Origin of the sequence: Tabrizicola sp. (genome assembly GCF_041913445.1) — a bacterium.
Lineage (GTDB): Bacteria > Pseudomonadota > Alphaproteobacteria > Rhodobacterales > Rhodobacteraceae > Tabrizicola.
This window is the reverse complement of record NZ_JAYSFG010000010.1, coordinates 13,973-35,034: the sequence shown is the minus strand read 5'-3', so window position 1 is coordinate 35,034 and position 21,062 is coordinate 13,973. Positions and strand designations below refer to the sequence as shown.

The following is a 21,062-nucleotide window of genomic DNA, read 5'->3' as shown; positions in this document are numbered from 1 at the left end:
GGCCGGGCGGTCAATCCTGAAAGCGAACCCGGTGCAGGCTGTTGCCATGGGTCTTCAGCCAGGCGCGGTGGTCCTTCCAGTCCGGGCAGATCCCCGTCACGACCTTCCAGAATGCGGAGGAATGGTTCAGCTCGACCAGATGCGCCACCTCGTGCGCGGCGACATAGTCCAGCACCGCCGGCGGGGCCATGATCAGCCGCCAGGAATACATGAGCCGCCCGTCGGGGGAACACGACCCCCAACGCGACCGCGTATCCCGGATAGCAAGCGACGCATACTGCCGCCCCACCAGCCCCGCATAGCGCGTCGAGGCGGTAGCCAGCCGGTCCCGCGCCAGCACCTTCAGCCAGGCGGCCACCCGCGGCCCCATCGTTTCGACCGCGCCGGGGACCAGAAGCTGGTTGCCCTCGACCCGAACCCCACGGCCCGTCGCGGGGGTCAGCACCAGCTCGTCCCCCTCGACCGGCACGACCGACCCCGGACCCACAGGGCGCAGCGCCGCACCCGGCAGTGCCGACAGCGTCTCGCGCACCCAGTCCTCGTTGCCCTTCAGGAAGGCCAGCGCCTCGCCCTCGCGGGCGCGCAGCGGCACCGACAGCGTGACCTTCCCATCCAGCCGCGACACCCGCAGCGAGAATCGCCGCGCGCGGGCCGAGCGCTTGAGATGCACCTCGACCGGAGGAGGTCCTGGCAGAACCGGCATGAAATCCCCTTGAAAGCGTGCCTCAGCATAGCCACTTCCACGAGCACACAAAAGGCTTTGACAGTCGCCTGCACCTGTGGCAAGCGGCAGCTTTCCTGCTTACCCACCATCCAAAGGGATCACCATGCCCAAAGCAGAATGGGGCACGAAGCGCATCTGCCCGACGACCGGCAAGCGCTTCTACGACCTCAACAAATCCCCGATCGTCAGCCCCTACACGGGCGAGATCGTGGACATCGAATCCGTCCGCCGCAAGATGGCCGCCTCGGTCATTTCGCGCGCCGTTCCGGAAAAAGACGACGACGTCCTGGTCGAGGATCTGGAAACCGAAGACGCGCTCCTCGACGGCGCCGTGGCCGATGACGCCGAGATGGACGATGATCTTCTGGAAGACGACGCGGACGACAACGTCTCGCTCGACGACCTCGCCGACGTGCCGGGCGACGAGGAAGAAGTCTAAGGACAAACGCCGGGTGACAAGGGCGATTTTCCCACTTGCACCCCCCGGCGACCTGTCCTAGATAGCCGGCATCGCGACGGCAGCGCCGCGATGCTTCTCTCCGGTGGGGTCATAGCTCAGATGGGAGAGCGCTTGAATGGCATTCAAGAGGTCGGGAGTTCGATCCTCCCTGGCTCCACCAAAGAGAACCTTCGGGTTCTGACCTGAATCGGCCCGCTTCCCAGGAAGCGGGCCGTTCGGTTTTTTGCTTCATCGCCTGAAGCAAATGCGCGGCTAAACAGTGGATTTTCTGCCGTCACCGTTCATCAAAGGTGCCTGAGCCAGCCAATCTCCGGCAGGGCCGACCGAATAATTTTCGCCGTCGAAGATATTTCTTGATTTCTGTCGGGGATCAGCTTTCATGATCGGGCCCCTCACACAGCCTGTTCAACCCGTATCCACGAAAAGCACCGCGCTTTCGTAAAGGATTTTACATGTCCCAATCCGTGATCAAAGCCGAATACCTGGTGCCGTCCGAAACCGCGCTCAGAGCCCTTTTCCCGCCGGTCCATACGCTCGCCGCGCTGAAGAGCCTGAACCACCTCGACCCCCACGCGCGGGAGTTCATCCGACGCTCTCCCTTCCTGACCATCGGCACCCAGAATCGCGAGGGCCGCGCCGACGTCAGCCCGCGAGGCGATCCGGCAGGATTTGTCCACGTGCTGGATGACCGGACCCTGGCGATTCCCGACCGGCCCGGGAACAACCGGCTGGACACGCTGTCGAACATCCTGGCCAACCCGAACGTCGGCCTTCTTTTCATGGTCCCCGGCTTCGACGACACGTTGCGGATCAACGGGACGGCGCAGCTTTCGACCGACCCGGACCTTCTGCGCAGCATGGCGGTGAACGACCGGGTGCCGACCCTCGCCATCGTCGTCACCGTGGCCGAGGTCTTCCTGCACTGCGCCAAGGCCTTCCGCCGTTCCCGGCTCTGGGACCCGGCGGCGCGGCAGGATCGCAAGGAAATGCCCTCACTCCTCAAGATGATCCTGGACCAGACCACCGGTGCCCCGACCGATCCGGCCGAGATGCAGAAGGTCGACGAGGGGCTCGAGGCCGACTACCGGGCCTCGATGTACTGACCTACTCGGCCGGCTGGGCCCGGCCGCGCTGCTTTTCGGGCCGGAAGCGGGCATACCACTCGCGCCGCTTCTGCCGCTGCCAGACCCAAGGCTTGGGGTTGTCGTCCCGGGTGACCAGCATCAGCATCGACGGGATGATGATCAGCGTCAGGACGGTGGCGAAGGCCAGCCCGTAGACGATGGCCGACGACAGCGCGATCCACCATTGGGTCGATGGCGCGCCGATGGTCACCTCGTGGTTCAGAAGCTCCATGTTCAGCCCGAAGGCGATGGGAAGCACCCCGAGGATCGCGGTCAGCGCGGTCAGCACCACCGGACGCGCCCGTTCCCGGCAGGTCTGCAGGATCGCCTCGATCTTCGGACGCCCCTCGCGGCGCAGCGTGTCGTAGGTGTCGATCAGCACGATGTTGTTGTTCACCACCACCCCGGCCAGCGCGATGATCCCGATGCCGGTCATCACCATGGTGAAGGGCTGGCCCATGATCATCAGGCCAAGAAGCACGCCGATCGTGGACATGACGACGGCGGACAAGACCAGCCAGACCGAGGTGAAGTTGTTGAACTGGGCCAGAAGCACGATGAAGATCAGGAAGATCGCCGCGAGGAAGGCCTTGGACAGGAAGGCCCCGGCCTCGGCCTGTTCGGCATCCTCGCCCGCCAGCTTCCAGCGGATGCCATACTGGTCAAGGTTCGCCTCATCCAGCGCTGCGGTGATCTGCGCGTAGATCTTGTCGGGCTGCACGCCCTCGCGGATCCCGGCCTGGACCGTCACGGTGCGTGACCCGTCCAGCCGGGTCAGCGTGCCCGTGGTGGGGGCAGGCTTCCGGGTCACGAAGTTCGAGATCGGAACCGACCCGTCCGCCGTCTGGATGCGGAGCTGGTCCAGCGCCGAGATCGTCCGCTGGTCGGCAGGCAGGCGCAGGACGATATCCACCGCGTCATCGGCCCCAGCCGGGCGGTAGTCCGACAGCTTGAGGCCCCCGGTCACCAGCTGCACCATGCCCCCCACGGTCGACGGCGCGATGCCATAGCGCGAGGCGGCGGCGCGGTCGACCTGCAGCTCCCAGTCGACGCCGGGCGGCGGCAGGCCGTTCGAGATGTCGATCACGTCCGGCACCTGCGCCAGACGCTCGGCCACCTGGACCGCGACCTCGTTCAGATAGGTCGGATCGTCCGCCGAAAGCTGGATCTGGATCGCCTTGCCCGTGGGCGGTCCCGCCTGAGGCACCGAGACCTGGATGTCCACGCCCGGGATCCCCACCATCGCCTGCCGCAGGTCGGCCAGGATGGCATTGGCGTTCTTCCGTTCCCGCCAGTCGACGAATTCGTACTGGATGACGCCGATCACGTCGGCATCGACCTCCTGCCCCATGCCGCCGCCCGCGCCCGTGCGGGTATAGACCGTCTCGACCCCGGGCCAGCCCAGGATGCGCTCTTCGGCTTGGGCCACCAGCGCGTCCTTCTCGGCAATCGACAGGTTCCCACGCGCCTTCACGTAGAGAAGGCCGAATTCCGGCTCGACGTCGGGGAAGAAGATCACGCCCTTGCCGTACTGGACATAGGCATAGGGCACCGCCGCCAGAAGCGCGATGGCCAGCGTCAGCACCGTCCAGGGATGGCGCACCGCTTTGCCCACGACCCACATGTAGGCCCCGTCCTTGTGCTCGGGCGGGTGCTTGAAGGGTTTGGCGATCAGCGCGCCCAGCGTGGGCACGAAGATCAGCGCGTAGATGAGCGAGGCGGACAGCGTCACGATCAGCGTGATGGGCAGGTATTTCATGAACTCGCCGACGATCCCCGGCCAGAAGAGCAATGGCGAGAAGGCCGCCACCCGCGTCATCGTCGCCGCGACCACCGGGCCGGTCATCTTGTGCGACGCCATGGCGAAGGCTTCGCGCTTGTCCATCCCCTCGGACATCCGCCGTTCGGCGTATTCCGTGACGATGATCGCGTCGTCGACCAGCATCCCGACAGCCAGGATCAGGCTGAACAGGACCACGATGTTCACGGTGAAGCCCCAAAGCGACAGCGCCAGCATCCCCATCAGGAAGGACGCCGGGATGGCCAGGCCGATCAGGATCGAGGCGCGGACCGACAGTGCGTAAAGGATCACGATGAAGACCAGGATCACTGCCGTCAGGACGGAATTCTGCAGGTCGAACAGAAGCTGGCGGATGTCCTTGGACTTGTCCTGGCTGAAGGTGACCTCGGTGCCTTCGGGCAGGAACTGCTTGAACTCTTCGGTGACGGCCTTCACTTGGTCGACCGTCTCGATCAGGTTCGCCCCGGTGCGCTTCGAAACCTCGATGGCGATGGCGGGCGCGCCGTTCAGGCGGGTGACCGTCTCGGGTTCCTTGAGCGTCGGCAGGATCGTGGCGATGTCGCGCACCCGGACCGTCGCCGTCCCGGTGGACACCACAGGCAGGTTCGCCACGTCCTCGATGGTTTCCAGAAGCGACGGCACCTTGATCGCATAGCGGCCCTCGGCCCCTTCCAGAGACCCTGCGGCCACCAGCTGGTTCCCGGCAGCGAAGCCCGCGATCAGGATGTCCGGCCGCAGCCCGTAGGTGGCCAGCTTGCCCGGGTCGATCACCACCTCGACAAGGTCATCGCGGACCCCCTGCAACTCGGCATTCAGGACCGGCGGCAGTTCCTCGATCCGGTCGCGCAGCTCGCGCCCGGCCTTGGCGAGCACCCGCTCCGGTACGTCGCCCGACAGGGTGATGACCAGGATCGGGAACTCCGACAGGTTGACCTCGTTCACCGTCGGCTCGTCCGCGCCATCGGGAAGCTCGGGCCGCGCCATGTCGACCTTGTTCCTCACATCATCCAGCGCCTTCTTCAGGTCGGCCCCGGCCTGGAACTCGATCAGCACGTTCCCCCCGCCCTGGTAGGCGGTCGAGGTCATCTTCTTGATCCCGGTGATCGACTTCAGCGCCGTCTCCATCGGGCGCAACAGAAGCCGCTCGCTGTCCTCGGGCGAGATGCCGGTGTAGTGCATCGAGACGTAGAGGATCGGGATCTGGACGTCGGGCTCGGCCTCCTTGGGGATCGAGACATAGGCCATCGTCCCGGCCAGCATCAGGAACAAGAGGACCGAGATGGTCAGCCGGGCATTGGCGATGGCGGTTTCGACGATCTTCATTGACCGACCCCGGAGACGACCTCGACGGTATCGCCGTTGCGCACCAGGTCCTGGCCCGCGGTGATGATCCGCACGCCGTCGGGCACCCCCGTCACGACCAGGCCATCGGCGGTGTCGTCAATGATCTGCACGGCGGCGAACTGGGCCACATTGTCCGACCCAACGACGCGCAGCCCCAGCTCGCCCTTGTCCGAAAGCGTGATGATCGAGCGCGGAACCACGACTGCCCGCACCGGGGCTGCGTACAGCAGGACCTCGGCGGTCATGCCCGAGGGCAGCGTCATGCGCGGGTTCGGCAGGGCGATCTCGACCGGGAAGGTCCGGGTCTGGGCGCTTGCTTCCCGGGCGACCAGCCGGACGGTGCCGTCCATCTCCGTCCCGTTGACCAGCTTCACCTTGGCCGTGGACCCGGCAGACACCGCGCCCAGGTCAACCTCGCTGACCTCGGCCTTCACCAGGATCGGGTCCAGCGACAGGATGGTGGCAACGGGAGTCCCCGTCTGGACCCATTCGCCAAGTTCGACCGCGACCGTATCGACGATCCCGGCAAAGGGCGCCTTCAGGCGCAGCCGGTCGGCCGAGGCCTGGGCGCGGTTCAGCTCGGCTTGCGCCGCGTCTCGGGCGGAACGAGCATTGGTCAGGTTCGACTCCGACGTGCTGCCGCCCTCGAACAGCTTCTGCGCCACCTCCAGGTCACGCTCCTTCTGCTCCAGCGCGATGCGGGCGATCTCTTCCTGGGCCACGGCCTCGGGGCCTTCCAGCTCCATCACCACGGCCCCGGCCTCGACCGCCCCGCCCTTGACCAGCGCCAGCGAGGCAATCACCCCCTCTGCGCGCGCCGCCAGTTCGACCCGCTTGTCCGCCTCGGTGATGCCGGACAAGCGGATGGACCGCGCATGGTCGATGAACACCGGCTCAACCGCCGAGACGGTGCGGACCAGCGGGGCGCCCTCGGCCGCCGCGGTCTCGACCGTCTGGGATTCCGTACCCTCGGCAGTCTGCGCGCTGCCGACCGACGAGAACTCTCCCGTCACGATCCAGGCGACGGCGCCTGCCATGACGCAAAGGGCGGCAATTCGATGAAATCTCGGCATGGCTTCGCGGAACCCGGATAAGCGGTTGATCGGAAAAGACTTCTCCCGTCACGGGTCCCATATTGGCCCGACGGCCGGAAGCAGGGCAAGACTCTGTACGTTGACGGCGGAAGTCATACGCCTGCGTGGAAACAAGGTCCAGCCTGCTCTTCCAACCGCTTTGGCATTGACTTGCGCCCGGAAAGCCCCCATGTCCCCCCGTGTCCGAAGCCCGTGCCGCGTGAGCACCGAAAGGCCCGGACGCTCTGGTTCCCATTAGTCACGCAGGGGCGCCGCTTGCGGCACGGTCACGGGCATTGGTCCGGGACGAGGGTCGCAGGCCCTCTGAACGAATGGGATTCCCATGACCACTTTTGCCGACCTCGGCCTTTCGCCGAAAATCCTGAAAGCGCTGGAAAAGACCACGCTGAAGACGCCGACGCCGATCCAGGCGCAGGCCATCCCGCATATCATGCAAGGCCGCGATCTGATGGGCCTCGCGCAGACTGGCACCGGCAAGACCGCCGCCTTCGGCCTGCCGCTTCTGCACCGGCTGCTCGACATCGGCCACCCGCCGGGTCCGAAGAACGTCCGCGCGCTGATCCTTGCGCCGACCCGGGAACTGATTTCCCAGATCAAGGACAACTTCGAGGTCTTCACCAAGGGCACTGCCGTCAAAGTGACGATGGTCGTCGGCGGCGCCTCGCTCTTCAAGCAGGCGCAGGCGCTGTCCAAGGGGACCGACGTCCTTGTGGCGACCCCCGGCCGCCTGATCGACCTTCTGGAACGCGGCGACGTGAGCCTTGAGAAATGCGGTTACCTCGTCCTCGACGAGGCCGACCACATGCTGGACATGGGCTTCATCCATTCCCTGCGGAAGATCGCCAAGCACATCCCCTTGAAGCGCCAGACGCTGCTTTTCAGCGCCACCATGCCCAAGGACATCGGCGAGATCGCCGACACCTACCTGCGCGATCCGATCAAGGTGCAGGTCGCCCCGCCCGGCAAACCCGTCGAACGGATCACCCAGGGCGTCCACTACATCCCGAACGGCGACAAGGCGAAGCTGCTTGAAGAATATCTCAAGAAGCACCCCGGCGAGCAGGCCCTGGTCTTCGGCCGCACCAAGCACGGGTCCGAGAAACTGGCGAAGCTTCTGGCCACCTGGGGCTTCAAGGTCGGCTCGATCCACGGCAACAAAAGCCAGAACCAGCGCGACCGCACCCTGACCGAGTTCCGGAATGGCGAGCTTGACGTCCTCGTCGCCACCGACGTCGCCGCGCGCGGGATCGACATCCCGACCGTTCGCCATGTCTACAACTTCGACATGCCGAACGTTCCCGAGAACTACGTCCACCGCATCGGCCGCACGGCGCGGGCGGGGGCCAACGGGTCCTCGATCAGCTTCTGCGCGCCCGCCGAGATGGGCGAGTTGCAGGCGATCGAGAAGCTCTTGAAAGCGCCCCTGCCGGTTGTGGGGGGTGCTCCCTGGGCGGCGGATGTCGTCGCGGCCGCCCCGAAGCCCGGCCAGAACCGTGGCCAGCGGCCCGGCAACGGCGGGCGGCAGGGCCAGAAGCTGACCGCCAAGCCGCAAGGCCAGCGCCCGGCCAAGCCCGGCCAGGGTCGGCCCCAGGGCCAGGGCAAGCCTGGCGGACAGCGCCCGGCAAAACCGCAGGGCGGAAGCTTCGCGCCGCGCCGCGACGCGCGCTAAAGCCTAAGGGGCCGGTCCGACCGGCCCTTCAGCTTGCCTCTTCCTCAAGGTTGAGTTTCATCTCCAGCAGCACCTGCTGGATTGCCAGCGTCTCGCGCAGAAGCCGCTTGGCCTCGTTGACCGAGATCTTCCCATCCCCGATGGCCTGGTTGTACTCGGCCATCAGGATTCCGAACCGCTGCGCCAGCGCCACCACGTCATGGTTCACCCCGGTGCTGGCGGCATTCCGGCGCTCGCCGTCATAGGAAAGCGTGATCCCGCGCAGATCGGCCAGTGCGGCGGTCACATGGGGAAAGCGGCTCGACGCCTCCAGCTGGGCCACCACGTCGATCGGCATGAACCGGTCGTCATGTTCGTCGCTGTCCGAATAATACCGTCCCAAGGTCGCCTTGGACTTGCCGGTCAGTTCACAGGCCGCCTCGATCCCCACATCCTTGACCAAAGCCTCGGTGTGCTTCTTCAGATAGGACGCGACCGACATCACTTGCTCCACGAACCTTCCCCACCGTAACGCATGGGGAAACCGGCTGTTTTTTTCCCATTAATCGGATGGAAACCATTTGTCAAAGAGGTTCCGGACCATCCGGAACGTTAGTGAGTGGCCGATGTCCCCAGCATCGGTTTGGGTGGGGCCCGCCGCATCTCCCCGGCCTCGGGGTGACGGCGGTGCCGACGAAACGCGGCGGGCCCGTGTTTTCCGGTAAGCGGCATGGGCCGCTCTTGTGTGTGTAAGTGGTACGTCGGGCCGCGACCCTGCCCATCGAACGGTTCCCCAAAAAGCCGGGCCGTGCCTGCCAGCCAACAGGCTTGCAGCGCGGCCCGGTGATCGGCTAGGGGATCGCGCCATGGCCAAGCTCTACTTCCATTATTCCACGATGAACGCGGGGAAATCGACCTCGCTCTTGCAGGCGTCGCACAACTACCGCGAAGGTGGGATGCAGACCTACCTCATCACCGCGCAATTCGACAACCGCGCCGGACAGGGACGGATCGCCAGCCGCATCGGCATCGGTGAGCCCGCCGACACCTTCGGCCCCGGCGAGGACATGTTCGAAAAGCTGAAGTCGCGGTTCGAGAAGGGCCCCGTGGCCTGCGTCTTCATCGACGAAGCGCAGTTTCTGTCCAAGGACCAGGTTTGGCAACTGGCCCGCGCCGTCGATGACCTGGGCGTCCCGATCATGTGCTACGGCCTGCGCGTCGACTTCCAGGGAAACCTCTTTCCCGGCTCGGCCGCGCTTCTGGCCTGGGCGGACGAAATGCGCGAGGTGCGCACGATCTGCCATTGCGGCAAAAAGGCCACCATGGTCATCCGCCGCGGCCCGGACGGGCGCGCGCTGCGGGAAGGCGAGCAGGTCGTGATCGGCGGGAACGAGACCTACGTCAGCCTCTGCCGCCGTCACTGGCGCGAGGCGATGGGCGACTGAACGGGCTGAGGCCGGGCAATCATCACGCCCGCCAGCACGATCAGCGCCATCCCGGCCACGGCCAGCCAGGTCAGCGTTTCGCCCCAAAGGATGAACCCCCAGGCGGCCGAGGCCGGCAGGATCACGTATTCGAAGACCGACACGCGCGAGGCTTCGGCGATCTGATAGGCCTTGACGATCATCCCGACACCCAGAAGCGAGCCCGCCGCCTGAACGAAGGTCCACCACAGGAACTCGCCCGTCGGCCAGACCGGACCACGCTGCAAAAAGCCCTCGGGCCCCTCGGGCACCGTCATCGGCATCACCAGAAGGACCGCCATGCCAATCACTCCGATCACCCCAAGCATTCCGAAGAACCCGGCCAGGATCGTCTCGGGCGTCTCGCCCTCGCACCATTCCCGCGTCGCGATGTTGCCCATCGCATAAAGCGCACCCGAGATCACCGGCAACAGCGCCGCGAAGGTGGCGCCCGACAGCGCCTCGGGTCCCAGAACCATGACCACGCCGGCAAAGCCCACGACCACGGCCAGGATCTGAAGGCCCTGGATCGGGCGGCCATAGGCGAAGCGCTGGATCAACAGGACGAAGATCGGCGCCGTGAACAGCCCCGCAGCGACCTGGGCCACCGGCAGAAAGGCCAGCGCGCCGAAATAGATCACCATCGCCGCCCCGTGGATGGCCGACCGCGCCACCACCGCCTTGGGTCGCTTGGGCCAAAGCTTCAGCCCGAAAGGCACCGCCACCAGCGCGAGGATCAAGAAGGCCATCGCCGTCCGTGTGGCGTGGAACTGCCACAGCCCCGCATCCCGGGCGATGACCCGCACATAGTTGTCGGTGAAGGCGATGACCGAGGCATAGATCAACACCGCGCCAAAGGCGGCCAGGGTTCGGTTCGGCGTCTCGGTCATATGCACGTCCAGCGTAATTTTCCCGACAGGACCTGACATACGCCGCGCTTGCCAGCCCGAACGCGACCATTTGGGGCAAATCGCGGTCGCTTGCGTGCATCGGTGAACTCGGCACGGGTGGATTGTCCCCGACCGCCGGGACGGATAAGCTTGCCGCAAAACAGGCAGAGACCCCGCAGCCGATGACGGCGCTCCGAAAGTATCAACGGCTGGAATGTGGTGGCTTGTGGCGCGAGACGCCGCAGGACCAGCGCCGCGAAGTCCTCGTGCGCTTCGGCGAGGCGACGCTTGTCCTCTCCGACCCGAAAAGCGGCACTGCCATCTCGCATTGGTCCCTGCCCGCCATCGAGCGGGTGAACCGCGGCGAAGAGCCGCCCATCTTCGCCCCCGGCCCGGATGCCAGCGAAAGTCTGGAACTGACCGACCCCGACATGATCGCGGCCCTTGGCGCCGTCCGCCATGCCGTGCAGGCCGCCACGGCCAAGCCCGGCCGCCTGCGCGGCGTCCTTCTTGGCGGGGCCGCCCTGGCCGTGGTCCTGGTGGGCGTCCTCTGGCTTCCCGGTGCCCTTGTCCGCCACACCGCCTCGGTCGTGCCGCTGGCGCAGCGCGCCGATATCGGGCAGCGCGCCTTGGACGACCTGACCCGCGTGACCGGCGCGGCCTGCAACAACCAGCTTGGCCTCCAGGCCCTTGCGGCGCTGTCGGAACGGGTGTTCGGCCCGGTGGATACGCCGATCCTCTATGTGCTGCCCGAGGGGGTGGAGAACCCGCTGCACCTGCCGGGCGACGTCATCATCCTGCCCCGCCGCCTGATCGAACAGGCCAACGGCCCCGAGGCGGTTGCCGGGGCCGCGCTGGTGGAACGCCTGCGCAGCCGGACCCAGGACCCGATCATTCCCCTTCTGGATCATGCCGGCATGAAGGCCACGGTGCAGCTTCTGACCACGGCCGAACTGCCCGATACCGCGCTGGCCGGATATGGCGAGGCGCTCTTGCGGGCCCCACCCGCCGCATTGCCGCAAACCAGCATCCTGTCCGCCTTCGAGGCGGCCCAAATTCCGGCCACGCCCTATGCCCTTGCCGTCTCGCCCGAGGCGAATGCGGGGCTTGCCTCGAACGATCCCTACAAGGGCCTTGCGCCCTCGCCGCTGATCCCGGACGAAAGCTGGATCGCCATGCAGGGCATCTGCAGCGGATAGGGCGCGGCCTCAGTCTCCGGCGGTGTCGGCAGAGGCTTCGGGGATGGGTTGGACACCCACTTCCTCGACGACGGGTACCGGCCTGCCCGAGGGCGGGTTCTCGCAGTCCGGCACGCCCTGGCGCGACACCCTCGGGATCCAGACCACGTCCGCTCCGTCACCAGCGCGGACGAAGAGGCACCCCTTGCTGTCCACATACTGCAGCCCGGCGTAATCGGCCGGCGGCAGTTCGGCGGGCTCTGGCGGCTCGGCCACGGCCGGACCTGCGGCCAGCACCAGCACGATCCCCAGCGCCCGCATCATTTCGTCCCGAACATCCGGTCCCCGGCGTCGCCCAGGCCGGGCACGATGTAGCCGTGGTCGTTCAGGTGGCTGTCCACCGCCGCGGTGACGATCGGCACATCGGGATGCGCTTCCTTCATCCGGGCGATCCCTTCCGGGGCTGCCAGAAGGCAGAGGAACCGGATCTGCTTGGCTCCGGCCTTCTTCAACAGGCTGACCGCCGCCGCGCTCGAGTTCCCCGTGGCCAGCATCGGGTCCACGACGATGGCGATCCGGTCCTCCATCTTCTCGGGCAGCTTGCAGTAGTACTGCACCGGCTGCAGCGTCTCGGGGTCGCGGTAAAGCCCCACGAAACCGACCCGAGCCGCCGGGATCAGCTCCAGGATGCCGTCCAAGAGGCCATTCCCCGCCCGCAGGATCGAAACCAGCGCCAGCTTCTTCCCCTCGATGGCGGGCGCGTCCATCTCCTCCAGCGGCGTCTCGATCCGCTTCGTCGTCATCGGCAGTTCCCGCGTGACCTCGTAGGCCAGAAGCAGGCTGATCTCGCGCAAGAGCTTCCGGAACGACGCGGTCGAGGTGTCCTTCTCGCGCATCAGGGTCAGCTTGTGCTGGACCAGGGGGTGCGACACGACGGTCAGGTGATCCAGCATTTCAGGCCTCCAACAGCTTTCCGATCCTCGCCTTGGTATCGGCATCGCAAAAGGCCGCGTCAAGCGACTGCCGCGCGATCCGCCGGAATTGCCCCTCGTCCCAGTCGAACGCCTTGTGCAGCTCCTCGTACTCCCGCGCCATCGTGGTGTGGAAGAACGGCGGGTCGTCGGTCGAAACGGTGACCTTCACCCCCCGCCGGTCGAGTTCATTGATCGGATGGTCCTTGAACGTCTTGTAGATGCCCAAGGTTACGTTCGACCCCGGACAGACCTCCAGCACGATCCCCTTCTCGGCCAGCTCATCGACGAGGGCGAGGTCCTCGATCGCCCGCACCCCGTGCCCGATCCGCTCCACCTCCAGGTCCCGCACCGCATCGCGCACAGAGTCCGGCCCACCCCACTCCCCCGCATGGGCCGTCAACCGCAACCCCGCCTCCCGCGCGCAGTCGAAGGCCCAGCGGAAATCCTTGGGCGCGCCGATCTTCTCATCCCCCGCGATGCCGAAGCCCACGATCCAGTCCCCCGCCGTCTCGGCCGCGCAGATCGCCGTTTCCCGAGCCTTCTCCGGCCCGAAATGCCGGATGCAGGTGATGATCCCGCGCAGGGTGATCCCCATCTGCCGCTCTGCCTGATCCGCCGCCTCGCGCATCGCGTGAAGGTACTCCCGCCACGCGCCCACATCCCGCCCGCCACAGAAATCCGGCGACAGGAAGGTCTCGGAATAGACCACCCCCGACTTCGCCGATTCCTCCAGAACCGCCAACGTCAGCCGCGCATAATCCTCCGGGCTCTGCAGCGCCGAGGTCGCCGCCTCATAGACCTTCAGGAAATCCCAGAAGTCCCTGTACTTGTACTGACCGCGCGCATCGAACACCCCGGATATGTCCAGATGCTTCTCCTTCGCCAGTCCCGCGATGAACGCAGGAGGCGCCGCGCCCTCCAGATGCAGATGCAACTCGACCTTCGGCAATCCGCTCACGAAACGCTCCTGATTTCATCTTTGCCCAAATATCCTCTGGGGGTCCGGGGGGCGAAGCGCCCCCGGGGGCCGGTCACAGGAAACTCCGCCCCGGCCCTTGGCTCACCACTCCCAGATGCGCCGCCACGCTGGCCCCCACATCGACGAACCCGCGCAGCCCCACCTCACGCCGACCCAAGCCCCAGCCCACCACCGGCACCCGCTCCCGCGTATGCTCGGTGCCCTTAAAGGTCGGGTCGTTCCCGTGGTCCGCAGTGAAGATTGCCAGATCCCCTGGCCGCAGCTTCGCGAAGAACCGCGGCAGCCCCGCGTCGAACCACTCCAGCGCGCGCGCATAGCCCGACACGTCCCGAGGGTGACCATAAAGCGTGTCGAACTCCACGAAGTTCGCAAAGGTCAAGCTGCCCTCCTCCGCCTCCGCCCCAAGCCGGACAAGATGTTCGAAGAGGTCAGCGTCGGACTTGCCCTTGTGCAGCTTGCCAATCCCTCGCATCGAAAAGATGTCGCCGATCTTCCCGATCCCGTGCGTCGTCCGCCCCGCCCCCGCCACCCAGTCCAGAAGCGTCGGAGACGGCGGTTCGATGGCGAAATCCTTCCGGTTCGAGGTCCGCTTGAAGTTCCCCGGCCCCCCCGTGAACGGCCGCGCGATGACCCGCCCGACCTTCCGCGCATGCAGCATCGGGGCCAGGTCCTTGCACAGCTTCAACAGCCGCTCCAGCCCGAAGGCCTCTTCATGGCAAGCGATCTGGAACACGCTGTCTGCGCTGGTATAGCAGATCGGCCAGCCCGTCCGCAGATGCTCCTCGCAATGCTCTGCGATGATCGGCACACCCGAGGCATGGCAGTTCCCCAAAATCCCCTCAGTCCCCGCCAGTCGGCAAACCTCGGCCACGATGTCAGCCGGGAACGCCGGCACCGTGTCCGGAAAATAAGTCCAGTCCCAGGGCACCGGCACCCCTGCCAGCTCCCAATGCCCGGACGGAGTATCCTTGCCCCGCGACACCTCCTCTGCCGCGCCCCACAGCCCCTCCGGCACCGCCTCCAGCCCCGGCGTCGCCGAACCGGAGGCCAGCCGGATCGCCGCCCCCAGCCCCAGCCGGTCCAGGTTCCGCATCTTCAGCGGACCCGACCGCCCGACCTCCGCCCGCCCCTCGGCACAGGCCGCCGCGATATGGCCCAGAGTGTTCGACCCTTCGTCCCCGAAGGCCGCCGCGTCCGGCGCGCCGCCGCAGCCGACCGAGTCCATCACGATCAGGAACGCGCGGGCCATCAGGTTATCCTCTTCTGGATCAGAGCCGGTTCGTCGGGAACCTCGGGCACGATCCGATAGGCCGCCTGAACGACCTGCACGGCGGCCCGCGCGGCATCCTCGGTCACCGCATGGACCATCGCCAACGGCACGCCCTCGCCCGTCTCCTCGCCGACGCCCGCAAGGTCCGACAGCCCGACCGAGGGGTTCACCTTGTCCCCCTCGCGCAACCGCCCTCCGCCCAGATGCACCACGGCCAGGCCCAGCGCCTCGCCGTCGATCGAGGCGACGAACCCGTCCTTCGGCGCGGGCACCTCCATCATCACCGCGGCCGAGGGCAGGCGGTCCGGCCAGCGCTCCACAAAATCCGCGGGTCCCCCCTGCGCCACGACCATGCGCCCGAAACACTCTGCCGCCGCACCCGATTCGAGCGCCTGCGCGATCCGCCCCTCGCCATCCGCCGCGTCCGACGCGAGCCCCGCCAGCGCCAGCACCTCACCGCCCAGCGCCACCGTCACGTCCCACAAGGCCGCGTTGACAGAGGTCCCGGTCAGCGTCTCCATAACCTCTATCACCTCCAGCGCATTACCCGCCGCCGTGGCCAGCGGCTGCGACATGTCGGTGATCAGCGCCGAAGTCATGCACCCCGCCCCCTGCGCCGTCTTGACCAGCGACCGGGCCAAGGCCTCCGCCTGCTCCGCCGTCTTCATGAACGCGCCCGAGCCGCACTTGACGTCCAGCACCAGCGCCTCCAGCCCCGCCGCCAGCTTCTTCGACAGGATCGAGGCGGTGATCAGGTCGATCGACTCCACCGTCGCCGAGACATCGCGGATCGCATAAAGCCGCCGGTCCGCTGGGGCCAAATCCGCCGAAGCCGCCACGATAGCGCACTTCACCTCGGCCATCTGCTTGCGCAGCGCCGCCTCGTTCAGCCCCGTCCGGAACCCCGGGATCGCCTCCAGCTTGTCCAACGTCCCCCCGGTATGCCCCAACCCGCGGCCGGAGATCATCGGCACATAGGCCCCGCAACAGGCCAGCGCCGGGGCCAAGAGGAGCGAGGTGCAATCCCCGATCCCCCCCGTCGAATGCTTATCCACCACCGGGCCGGGCAGGACCCACTCCAGCACCTTGCCGCTGTCGCGCATCCCCCGCGTCAGCGCGACCCGCCCTTCCTCCGATAGCCCCTTCAGAAGAACCGCCATCGCAAAGGCGCCCGCCTGCGCGTCCGTCACCGCGCCCGAGGCCAACCCGGAAGCAAACCACCGCAACTCCTCGACCGAGGGCTGCCCCCCGTCGCGGATCTTCGCGATCACCGCCCGCGCGTCGGTCACGTCCGTTCCATATGCGCGGCGGTGAAGACGCCGGGCAGAAGCTCGGCCACCGTCATCACCTTCTGCTTTCCGTCCGTGGTGCAGAGGGTGACGCGCACGTCCTGCCCCGCGAACTCGGCGATCTTCTGGCGGCAGCCGCCACAGGGCGGCACCGGATCCGGGCTGTCGGCGATCACGCAGACCTCGGCGATCTGCGTGTCCCCCGCCGCAATCATCGCCGCGATGGCCCCGGCCTCGGCACAAGTCCCTTCCGGGTAGGCCACGTTCTCGACATTGCAGCCGACATGCACCGCGCCAGAGGTCGACCGCAACGCCGCCCCCACCTTGAACCGCGAATAGGGCGCATAGGCCCGCTCCCGCACTGCGGTTGCCGCTTCCAGTAGCGTCATGGCGCTCTCCTTGACCATTTGGTCAGAGTGTGATGCCGCGCCGCGCTTTTCGCAAGCACCGCTCGTCGTGCGCCTTCGGCTTCTCCTCGCCGACCTCCCGACGAGAAGCGAAGCGCACGAGGAGGCGCTACCTTTGGACTACCCGCGTCTCCGGATTGCCCGGCAGCGTCACTTCCAGCAACTCCAGGTCCGCCGTCGCCTCCGCATACCGCGTCGCCATGCCGGGAGGGATGACGAAGGCATCGCCCGGCGACAGGCGGAACGGCTCCTTCCCCTCGCCGTCCAGCGTCATCCCGCCCTGCATGACAAAGGTGAACAGAATGTCCCCCTCATGCACCGTCCAGGGCGCTTCCCCCACCGGCCGCGCCACCATGACCGAGGCCACGCCCTTCGTCGCCGCCATGATCCCGGTATCCCGCGCCTCGAAGCCCGGGATGCGGAAGGGCTTGAACACCCCGTCCTTCCCGATGTCATGCACGAACCGCTGCCCGTCCCACTCCCGCTCAGGCCGGTAGTGCGGCGTGGGGAGCGTCATCTCGTGGTCGATCTCGGTCACATGCTCGGCCGGCACGCCGATCTCCACCACCTGCACGCCCTCGGAATGCAGCACTTTGTGGCGGATGCCCGGCGGCTGGATGAAGCAGTCCCCGGCATGGATGCGGCGGATACCGCCTTGATCTTCATAGAGAACATCCACCCAGCCCGCGACGCAGAAGATCAGCTGGAAGCCCACCTTGTGGTAATGCACCATGTCCGGCACCGGACCATCGGGCACGCGGATGTGGCTCGCGATCATCGCCCCGCCGAGGCGCGTGGGCACCAGGTCGCGATACTCCATCCCCGCCCGCCCGATCACCCAGGGCGCCTGGTCGGCCAGCCGCCGCACCACGAAGGCATGCTCCGTCGCGGGCGTCACCACGGGCGGGTTCAGCTCATCCACCTCCACCCGCGTCCCGTTCGGGGCCACCAGCGACTTCGCCCCGCCCGCAAACCCCGGATCATCCGTCAGGATGCGCAACGTGCCCGGGGCCTCGCTCGCCCCCTTCTCGATCCGCAGCCGCACCCCATGCCCCGACAGCACCGCCACCGACGGATTGTCGGCCGGAAAGATCATGTCCAGCCGAAAGCCCAGCGTCTTCGTGTAGAACGGCAGGTCGTCCCGCAGTTCTTGCGTCGGCAGCCGGATCTCGGCGCGGATCTCTTGCGTCATGGTGTCTCCTCAAGGCGGTGGTAGGCGGTTTCGGCGTCGTAGATGAAGCGCAGCATCAGGTCAGAGGCCCTCGGCCCGTCCTGCGCCGCAAAAGCATCGAGCAGGGCCTGCAGCCCAGCGATGATCGTGCGCCGAGCCGCCGGGTCCGGCAGGGTCGCAAAGCGCACCGACTGCACCTGCCCGGAATAGCGCTGGATGGCATTCCGTAGCTCCCCGTTCCGCACCGCCCCCAGCCAGGCATTGCGGAACGCCTCGGACCCGCGATGGAAGGCCGCCACGTCGGCCCCCGCCGCCTCGGCCACGTCCAGCCCGGCCCGCATCGCCTCCAGGTCCCCGTCAGACCGATCCCGAGCCACGCAGGCCACCGCGTGCGGCTCCAGCAACCGACGCAGCACGAAGACCTCGGCGATCCGCTCCGGCGACAGGTTCGGCAGGGCGAACCCCCGGCTGGTGCTTTCCAGATAGCCCTCGCTGACCAGTTGCATCAGCGCCTCGCGCACGGGCATCCGGCTAACCCCCATCTCCTCGGCAATCGCATGGTCGACAAGTCGCGCCTCCGGCCCCACCTCGCCGCGCAGCAGGCGCAGGCGGAGGGCCTCATGGATGCGGGTACGGTGGCTGGTCCGGGACATGAAGGGAAGAAGTATACAGTTTCCGCCTCATGTCCAGCCTATCCGGCCCAAATCCGCCAAAACAGCCCGCAAGCAGTATACTCCCATAAATGCTAGCGCCATCACTTGCTTGCAAAGCCGAAAAGCGCTTGCGGGATTTCCACGATTTCCATAACCCGCAATTGCAGGCATGGTGGCTCCCGCAAGGCCGGCCACCAACCAATAAAACCGGCTCACAAGAGATGGTTCAACGTTAAACCATCTTCAGGAGGGGACAGATGGACGACCGGCAGGACGAGGCGAAACAGGCGGCACGGCAGGCGGCGCTGGACTATCACGAGTTTCCAAAGCCCGGAAAACTGGAAATCCGCGCGACGAAACCGCTCGCCAACGGCCGCGACCTCGCCCGCGCCTATTCCCCCGGCGTGGCCGAGGCCTGCCTGGAGATCAAGGCCGACCCATCGACCGCCTCCCGCTACACCTCCAAGGGCAATCTCGTCGCCGTCATCTCGAACGGCACCGCCGTCCTTGGCCTTGGCAACATCGGCGCACTGGCCTCCAAGCCCGTCATGGAAGGCAAGGCCGTCCTCTTCAAGAAATTCGCGAACATCGACTGCTTCGACATCGAGGTGAACGAACCCGACCCGGTCAAACTGGCCGAGATCGTCTGCGCGCTGGAACCCTCTTTCGGCGCGGTGAACCTTGAGGACATCAAGGCCCCCGACTGCTTCATCGTCGAGAAGCTGTGCCGCGAGCGGATGAACATTCCCGTCTTCCACGACGACCAGCACGGCACCGCCATCGTCGTCGGCGCAGCGGCCACCAACGCGATGATCGTCGCGGGCAAGACATTCGGCGACATCAAGGTCGTCTCTACCGGCGGGGGTGCTGCCGGCATCGCCTGTCTGGAAATGCTGGTGAAGCTGGGCGTGAAACGCGAGAACGTCTGGCTCTGCGACCTCGAAGGCCTCGTCTACCACGGCCGGGCCGAGCAGATGACGCAGCAGAAGGCCGCCTTCGCGCAAGGCGACAAACCCGCCACCCTCGCCGACGTCATCCAGGGCGCGGACCTTTTCCTCGGCCTCTCCGGCCCCGGCGTTCTGACCCCGGCAATGGTCCAGACCATGGCCCCGAACCCGATCATCTTCGCGTTGGCCAACCCCACGCCTGAAATCCTGCCGGACGAGGCCCGCAAGGTCGCCCCCGGCGCGATCATCGCCACCGGGCGCTCGGACTTCCCGAACCAGGTCAACAACGTCCTCTGCTTCCCCTTCATCTTCCGCGGCGCCCTCGACGTCGGCGCGACCGAGATCAACGACGCGATGGAGATCGCCTGCATCGAAGGCATCGCCGCCCTTGCCCGCGCCACGACCTCCGCCGAAGCCGCCGCCGCCTACCGAGGCGAGACGCTCTCCTTCGGCCCCGACTACCTGATCCCGAAACCCTTCGACCCCCGCCTCATCGGCGTGGTCGCCTCCGCCGTCGCCAAGGCCGCAATGGAAACCGGTGTCGCCACCCGGCCGCTTGCCGACCTTGACGCCTACAAGCGCAACCTCGACGGCTCGGTCTTCAAATCCGCCCTCCTGATGCGCCCCGTGTTCGAGGCCTCGAAGATGGCCGCCCGCCGCATCGTCTTTGCGGAAGGCGAGGATGAACGCGTCCTCCGCGCCGCCAACGCGATGCTGGAAGAGACGAACGACCAGCCCATCCTCATCGGCCGCCCCGAGGTGGTCGAGGCCCGCTGCGAACGCTTCGGCCTGCCGATCCGCCCGGGCCGCGACTTCCACCTGGTGAACCCGGAAAACGACCACCGCTACCGCGACTACTGGGGCACCTACCACGAGCTGATGGCCCGCCGCGGCGTCACCCCGGACACCGCGCGTGCCGTGATGCGCACCAACACCACCGCGATCGGCGCGATCATGGTCCACCGGGACGAGGCCGACAGCATGATCTGCGGCACCTTCGGCCAGTTCAACTGGCACCTCGGCTACGTCCGCCAGATCCTGGCGCGGAACGGTCTGCACCCCGTAGCGGCCCTCAGCCTCATGATCCTGGAAGACGGCCCGCTCTTCATCGCCGACACCCATGTCCACCCCGAACCCACGCCGCAGCAGATCATGGAGACGGTCATCGGCGCCGCCCGCCACGTCCGCCGCTTCGGCCTTGCGCCCAAGATCGCGCTCTGCACCCAGTCGCAGTTCGGCAACATGGACACCGCCTCCGCCCGCCGGATGCGCGACGCGTTGGAGATGCTGGACCAGCGCGAGCCCGACTTCGCCTATGAGGGCGAGATGAACATCGACGCGGCCCTTGACCAGTCGATCCGCGACCGTCTCCTGCCCGGCAGCCGCTACGAAGGCGCCGCGAACGTCCTCGTCTTCGCCTCTTCCGAAGTCGCCTCGGGCGTCCGCAACATCCTGAAGGTCAAAGCGGGGGGCCTGGAGGTCGGGCCGATCCTGATGGGCATGGGCAACAAGGCCCACGTCGTCACTCCGGCGATCACCGCGCGCGGGTTGCTGAACATGTCGGCCATCGCCGGGACGCCCGTCGCGCATTACGGCTGATCAAAGGATACGCCCGTCTCACTTTTGCGAGACTGCTGTCAAACGAC

General features: G+C 66.8%; 19 protein-coding genes, 1 tRNA gene and 1 pseudogene. 7 read left to right on the top strand and 14 right to left on the bottom strand.

Annotated features, from left to right (window positions below):
* Positions 1-10: 10 nt before the first annotated feature.
* Positions 11-703 (bottom strand): M48 family metallopeptidase, encoded by a 693-nt coding sequence (locus ACE3Q6_RS12790; protein WP_374432823.1) that lies wholly within the window; start codon positions 701-703, stop codon positions 11-13.
* 124 nt (positions 704-827) lie between these two features.
* Between ACE3Q6_RS12790 and ACE3Q6_RS12785 the strand changes: the two genes are divergently transcribed.
* Together ACE3Q6_RS12785 and ACE3Q6_RS12780 are read left to right on the top strand one after the other, a co-directional pair.
* Positions 828-1,163 (top strand): TIGR02300 family protein, encoded by a 336-nt coding sequence (locus tag ACE3Q6_RS12785; RefSeq protein WP_374432820.1) that lies wholly within the window; start codon positions 828-830, stop codon positions 1,161-1,163.
* A 105-nt stretch (positions 1,164-1,268) separates the two neighbouring features.
* Positions 1,269-1,344, top strand: a tRNA-Ala gene (locus tag ACE3Q6_RS12780).
* Positions 1,345-1,436: 92 nt separating this feature from the next.
* Here ACE3Q6_RS12780 and ACE3Q6_RS12775 read toward each other — a convergent pair.
* Positions 1,437-1,565, bottom strand: coding sequence for a hypothetical protein (locus tag ACE3Q6_RS12775; protein ID WP_374432818.1), 129 nt, complete (start codon positions 1,563-1,565; stop codon positions 1,437-1,439).
* Positions 1,566-1,636: 71 nt separating this feature from the next.
* On the opposite strand from ACE3Q6_RS12775, the gene ACE3Q6_RS12770 reads away from it, so the two are divergent.
* A complete protein-coding gene (locus tag ACE3Q6_RS12770) occupies positions 1,637-2,287 on the top strand; it encodes a pyridoxamine 5'-phosphate oxidase family protein (RefSeq protein WP_374432814.1) in 651 nt (216 codons plus the stop codon).
* A gap of 1 nt (position 2,288) precedes the next feature.
* On the opposite strand, the gene ACE3Q6_RS12765 is transcribed toward ACE3Q6_RS12770, so the two are convergent.
* Together ACE3Q6_RS12765 and ACE3Q6_RS12760 are read right to left on the bottom strand one after the other, a co-directional pair.
* On the bottom strand, positions 2,289-5,432 hold the full coding sequence (locus ACE3Q6_RS12765; RefSeq protein ID WP_374432812.1) for an efflux RND transporter permease subunit: 3,144 nt from the start codon (positions 5,430-5,432) through the stop codon (positions 2,289-2,291).
* A complete protein-coding gene (locus ACE3Q6_RS12760; RefSeq protein WP_374432809.1) occupies positions 5,429-6,490 on the bottom strand; it encodes an efflux RND transporter periplasmic adaptor subunit in 1,062 nt (353 codons plus the stop codon). The genes ACE3Q6_RS12765 and ACE3Q6_RS12760 overlap by 4 nt, the downstream gene beginning before the upstream one ends.
* Before the next feature lie 379 nt (positions 6,491-6,869).
* Here ACE3Q6_RS12760 and ACE3Q6_RS12755 point away from each other — a divergent pair, with 379 nt between their 5' ends.
* On the top strand, positions 6,870-8,216 hold the full coding sequence (locus ACE3Q6_RS12755) for a DEAD/DEAH box helicase (RefSeq protein WP_374432807.1): 1,347 nt from the start codon (positions 6,870-6,872) through the stop codon (positions 8,214-8,216).
* A gap of 28 nt (positions 8,217-8,244) precedes the next feature.
* Here the strand turns inward: ACE3Q6_RS12755 and ACE3Q6_RS12750 are convergent, their stop codons facing one another.
* Positions 8,245-8,697, bottom strand: a complete 453-nt coding sequence (locus tag ACE3Q6_RS12750; RefSeq protein ID WP_374432804.1) for a hypothetical protein — start codon at positions 8,695-8,697, stop codon at positions 8,245-8,247.
* 364 nt (positions 8,698-9,061) lie between these two features.
* Between ACE3Q6_RS12750 and ACE3Q6_RS12745 the strand changes: the two genes are divergently transcribed.
* Entirely contained in the window at positions 9,062-9,640 is a 579-nt protein-coding gene (locus ACE3Q6_RS12745) for a thymidine kinase (RefSeq protein ID WP_374432802.1), read from the top strand.
* Here ACE3Q6_RS12745 and ACE3Q6_RS12740 read toward each other — a convergent pair.
* Positions 9,613-10,548, bottom strand: a complete 936-nt coding sequence (locus tag ACE3Q6_RS12740; RefSeq protein WP_374432800.1) for a DMT family transporter — start codon at positions 10,546-10,548, stop codon at positions 9,613-9,615. The two genes, ACE3Q6_RS12745 and ACE3Q6_RS12740, sit on opposite strands and share 28 nt — an antisense overlap.
* A 182-nt stretch (positions 10,549-10,730) precedes the next feature.
* On the opposite strand from ACE3Q6_RS12740, the gene ACE3Q6_RS12735 reads away from it, so the two are divergent.
* Positions 10,731-11,747, top strand: a complete 1,017-nt coding sequence (locus tag ACE3Q6_RS12735; protein ID WP_374432798.1) for a hypothetical protein — start codon at positions 10,731-10,733, stop codon at positions 11,745-11,747.
* A 9-nt stretch (positions 11,748-11,756) separates the two neighbouring features.
* On the opposite strand, the gene ACE3Q6_RS12730 is transcribed toward ACE3Q6_RS12735, so the two are convergent.
* From ACE3Q6_RS12730 to ACE3Q6_RS12695, 8 genes and pseudogenes are all read right to left on the bottom strand, one after another.
* Complete coding sequence (locus ACE3Q6_RS12730) at positions 11,757-12,050, bottom strand: hypothetical protein (protein WP_374432795.1); 294 nt, start codon at positions 12,048-12,050, stop codon at positions 11,757-11,759.
* Complete coding sequence (upp, locus tag ACE3Q6_RS12725) at positions 12,047-12,679, bottom strand: uracil phosphoribosyltransferase (protein ID WP_374432793.1); 633 nt, start codon at positions 12,677-12,679, stop codon at positions 12,047-12,049. The genes ACE3Q6_RS12730 and upp overlap by 4 nt, the downstream gene beginning before the upstream one ends.
* A 1-nt stretch (position 12,680) precedes the next feature.
* The gene (locus ACE3Q6_RS12720; RefSeq protein ID WP_374432791.1) at positions 12,681-13,658 is read right to left on the bottom strand and encodes an adenosine deaminase; all 978 of its coding nucleotides are present in this window, start codon (positions 13,656-13,658) and stop codon (positions 12,681-12,683) included.
* A gap of 73 nt (positions 13,659-13,731) precedes the next feature.
* Complete coding sequence (locus ACE3Q6_RS12715) at positions 13,732-14,928, bottom strand: phosphopentomutase (RefSeq protein WP_374432788.1); 1,197 nt, start codon at positions 14,926-14,928, stop codon at positions 13,732-13,734.
* Complete coding sequence (locus tag ACE3Q6_RS12710; protein ID WP_374432785.1) at positions 14,928-16,238, bottom strand: thymidine phosphorylase; 1,311 nt, start codon at positions 16,236-16,238, stop codon at positions 14,928-14,930. Before ACE3Q6_RS12710 ends, ACE3Q6_RS12715 begins: the two co-directional genes overlap by 1 nt.
* Positions 16,235-16,654: pseudogene (locus ACE3Q6_RS12705) on the bottom strand (cytidine deaminase); the annotation flags it as partial. The gene ACE3Q6_RS12710 and the pseudogene ACE3Q6_RS12705, both read right to left, overlap by 4 nt.
* Before the next feature lie 100 nt (positions 16,655-16,754).
* Complete coding sequence (locus tag ACE3Q6_RS12700; protein WP_374432782.1) at positions 16,755-17,837, bottom strand: cupin domain-containing protein; 1,083 nt, start codon at positions 17,835-17,837, stop codon at positions 16,755-16,757.
* Positions 17,834-18,469 carry a GntR family transcriptional regulator gene (locus tag ACE3Q6_RS12695; protein WP_374432780.1) on the bottom strand — a complete coding sequence of 212 codons (636 nt, stop codon included), beginning with the start codon at positions 18,467-18,469 and terminating at the stop codon, positions 17,834-17,836. The genes ACE3Q6_RS12700 and ACE3Q6_RS12695 overlap by 4 nt, the downstream gene beginning before the upstream one ends.
* Before the next feature lie 257 nt (positions 18,470-18,726).
* Here ACE3Q6_RS12695 and ACE3Q6_RS12690 point away from each other — a divergent pair, with 257 nt between their 5' ends.
* Positions 18,727-21,015 (top strand): NADP-dependent malic enzyme, encoded by a 2,289-nt coding sequence (locus ACE3Q6_RS12690; RefSeq protein WP_374432777.1) that lies wholly within the window; start codon positions 18,727-18,729, stop codon positions 21,013-21,015.
* The last annotated feature ends 47 nt before the right edge of the window (positions 21,016-21,062 follow it).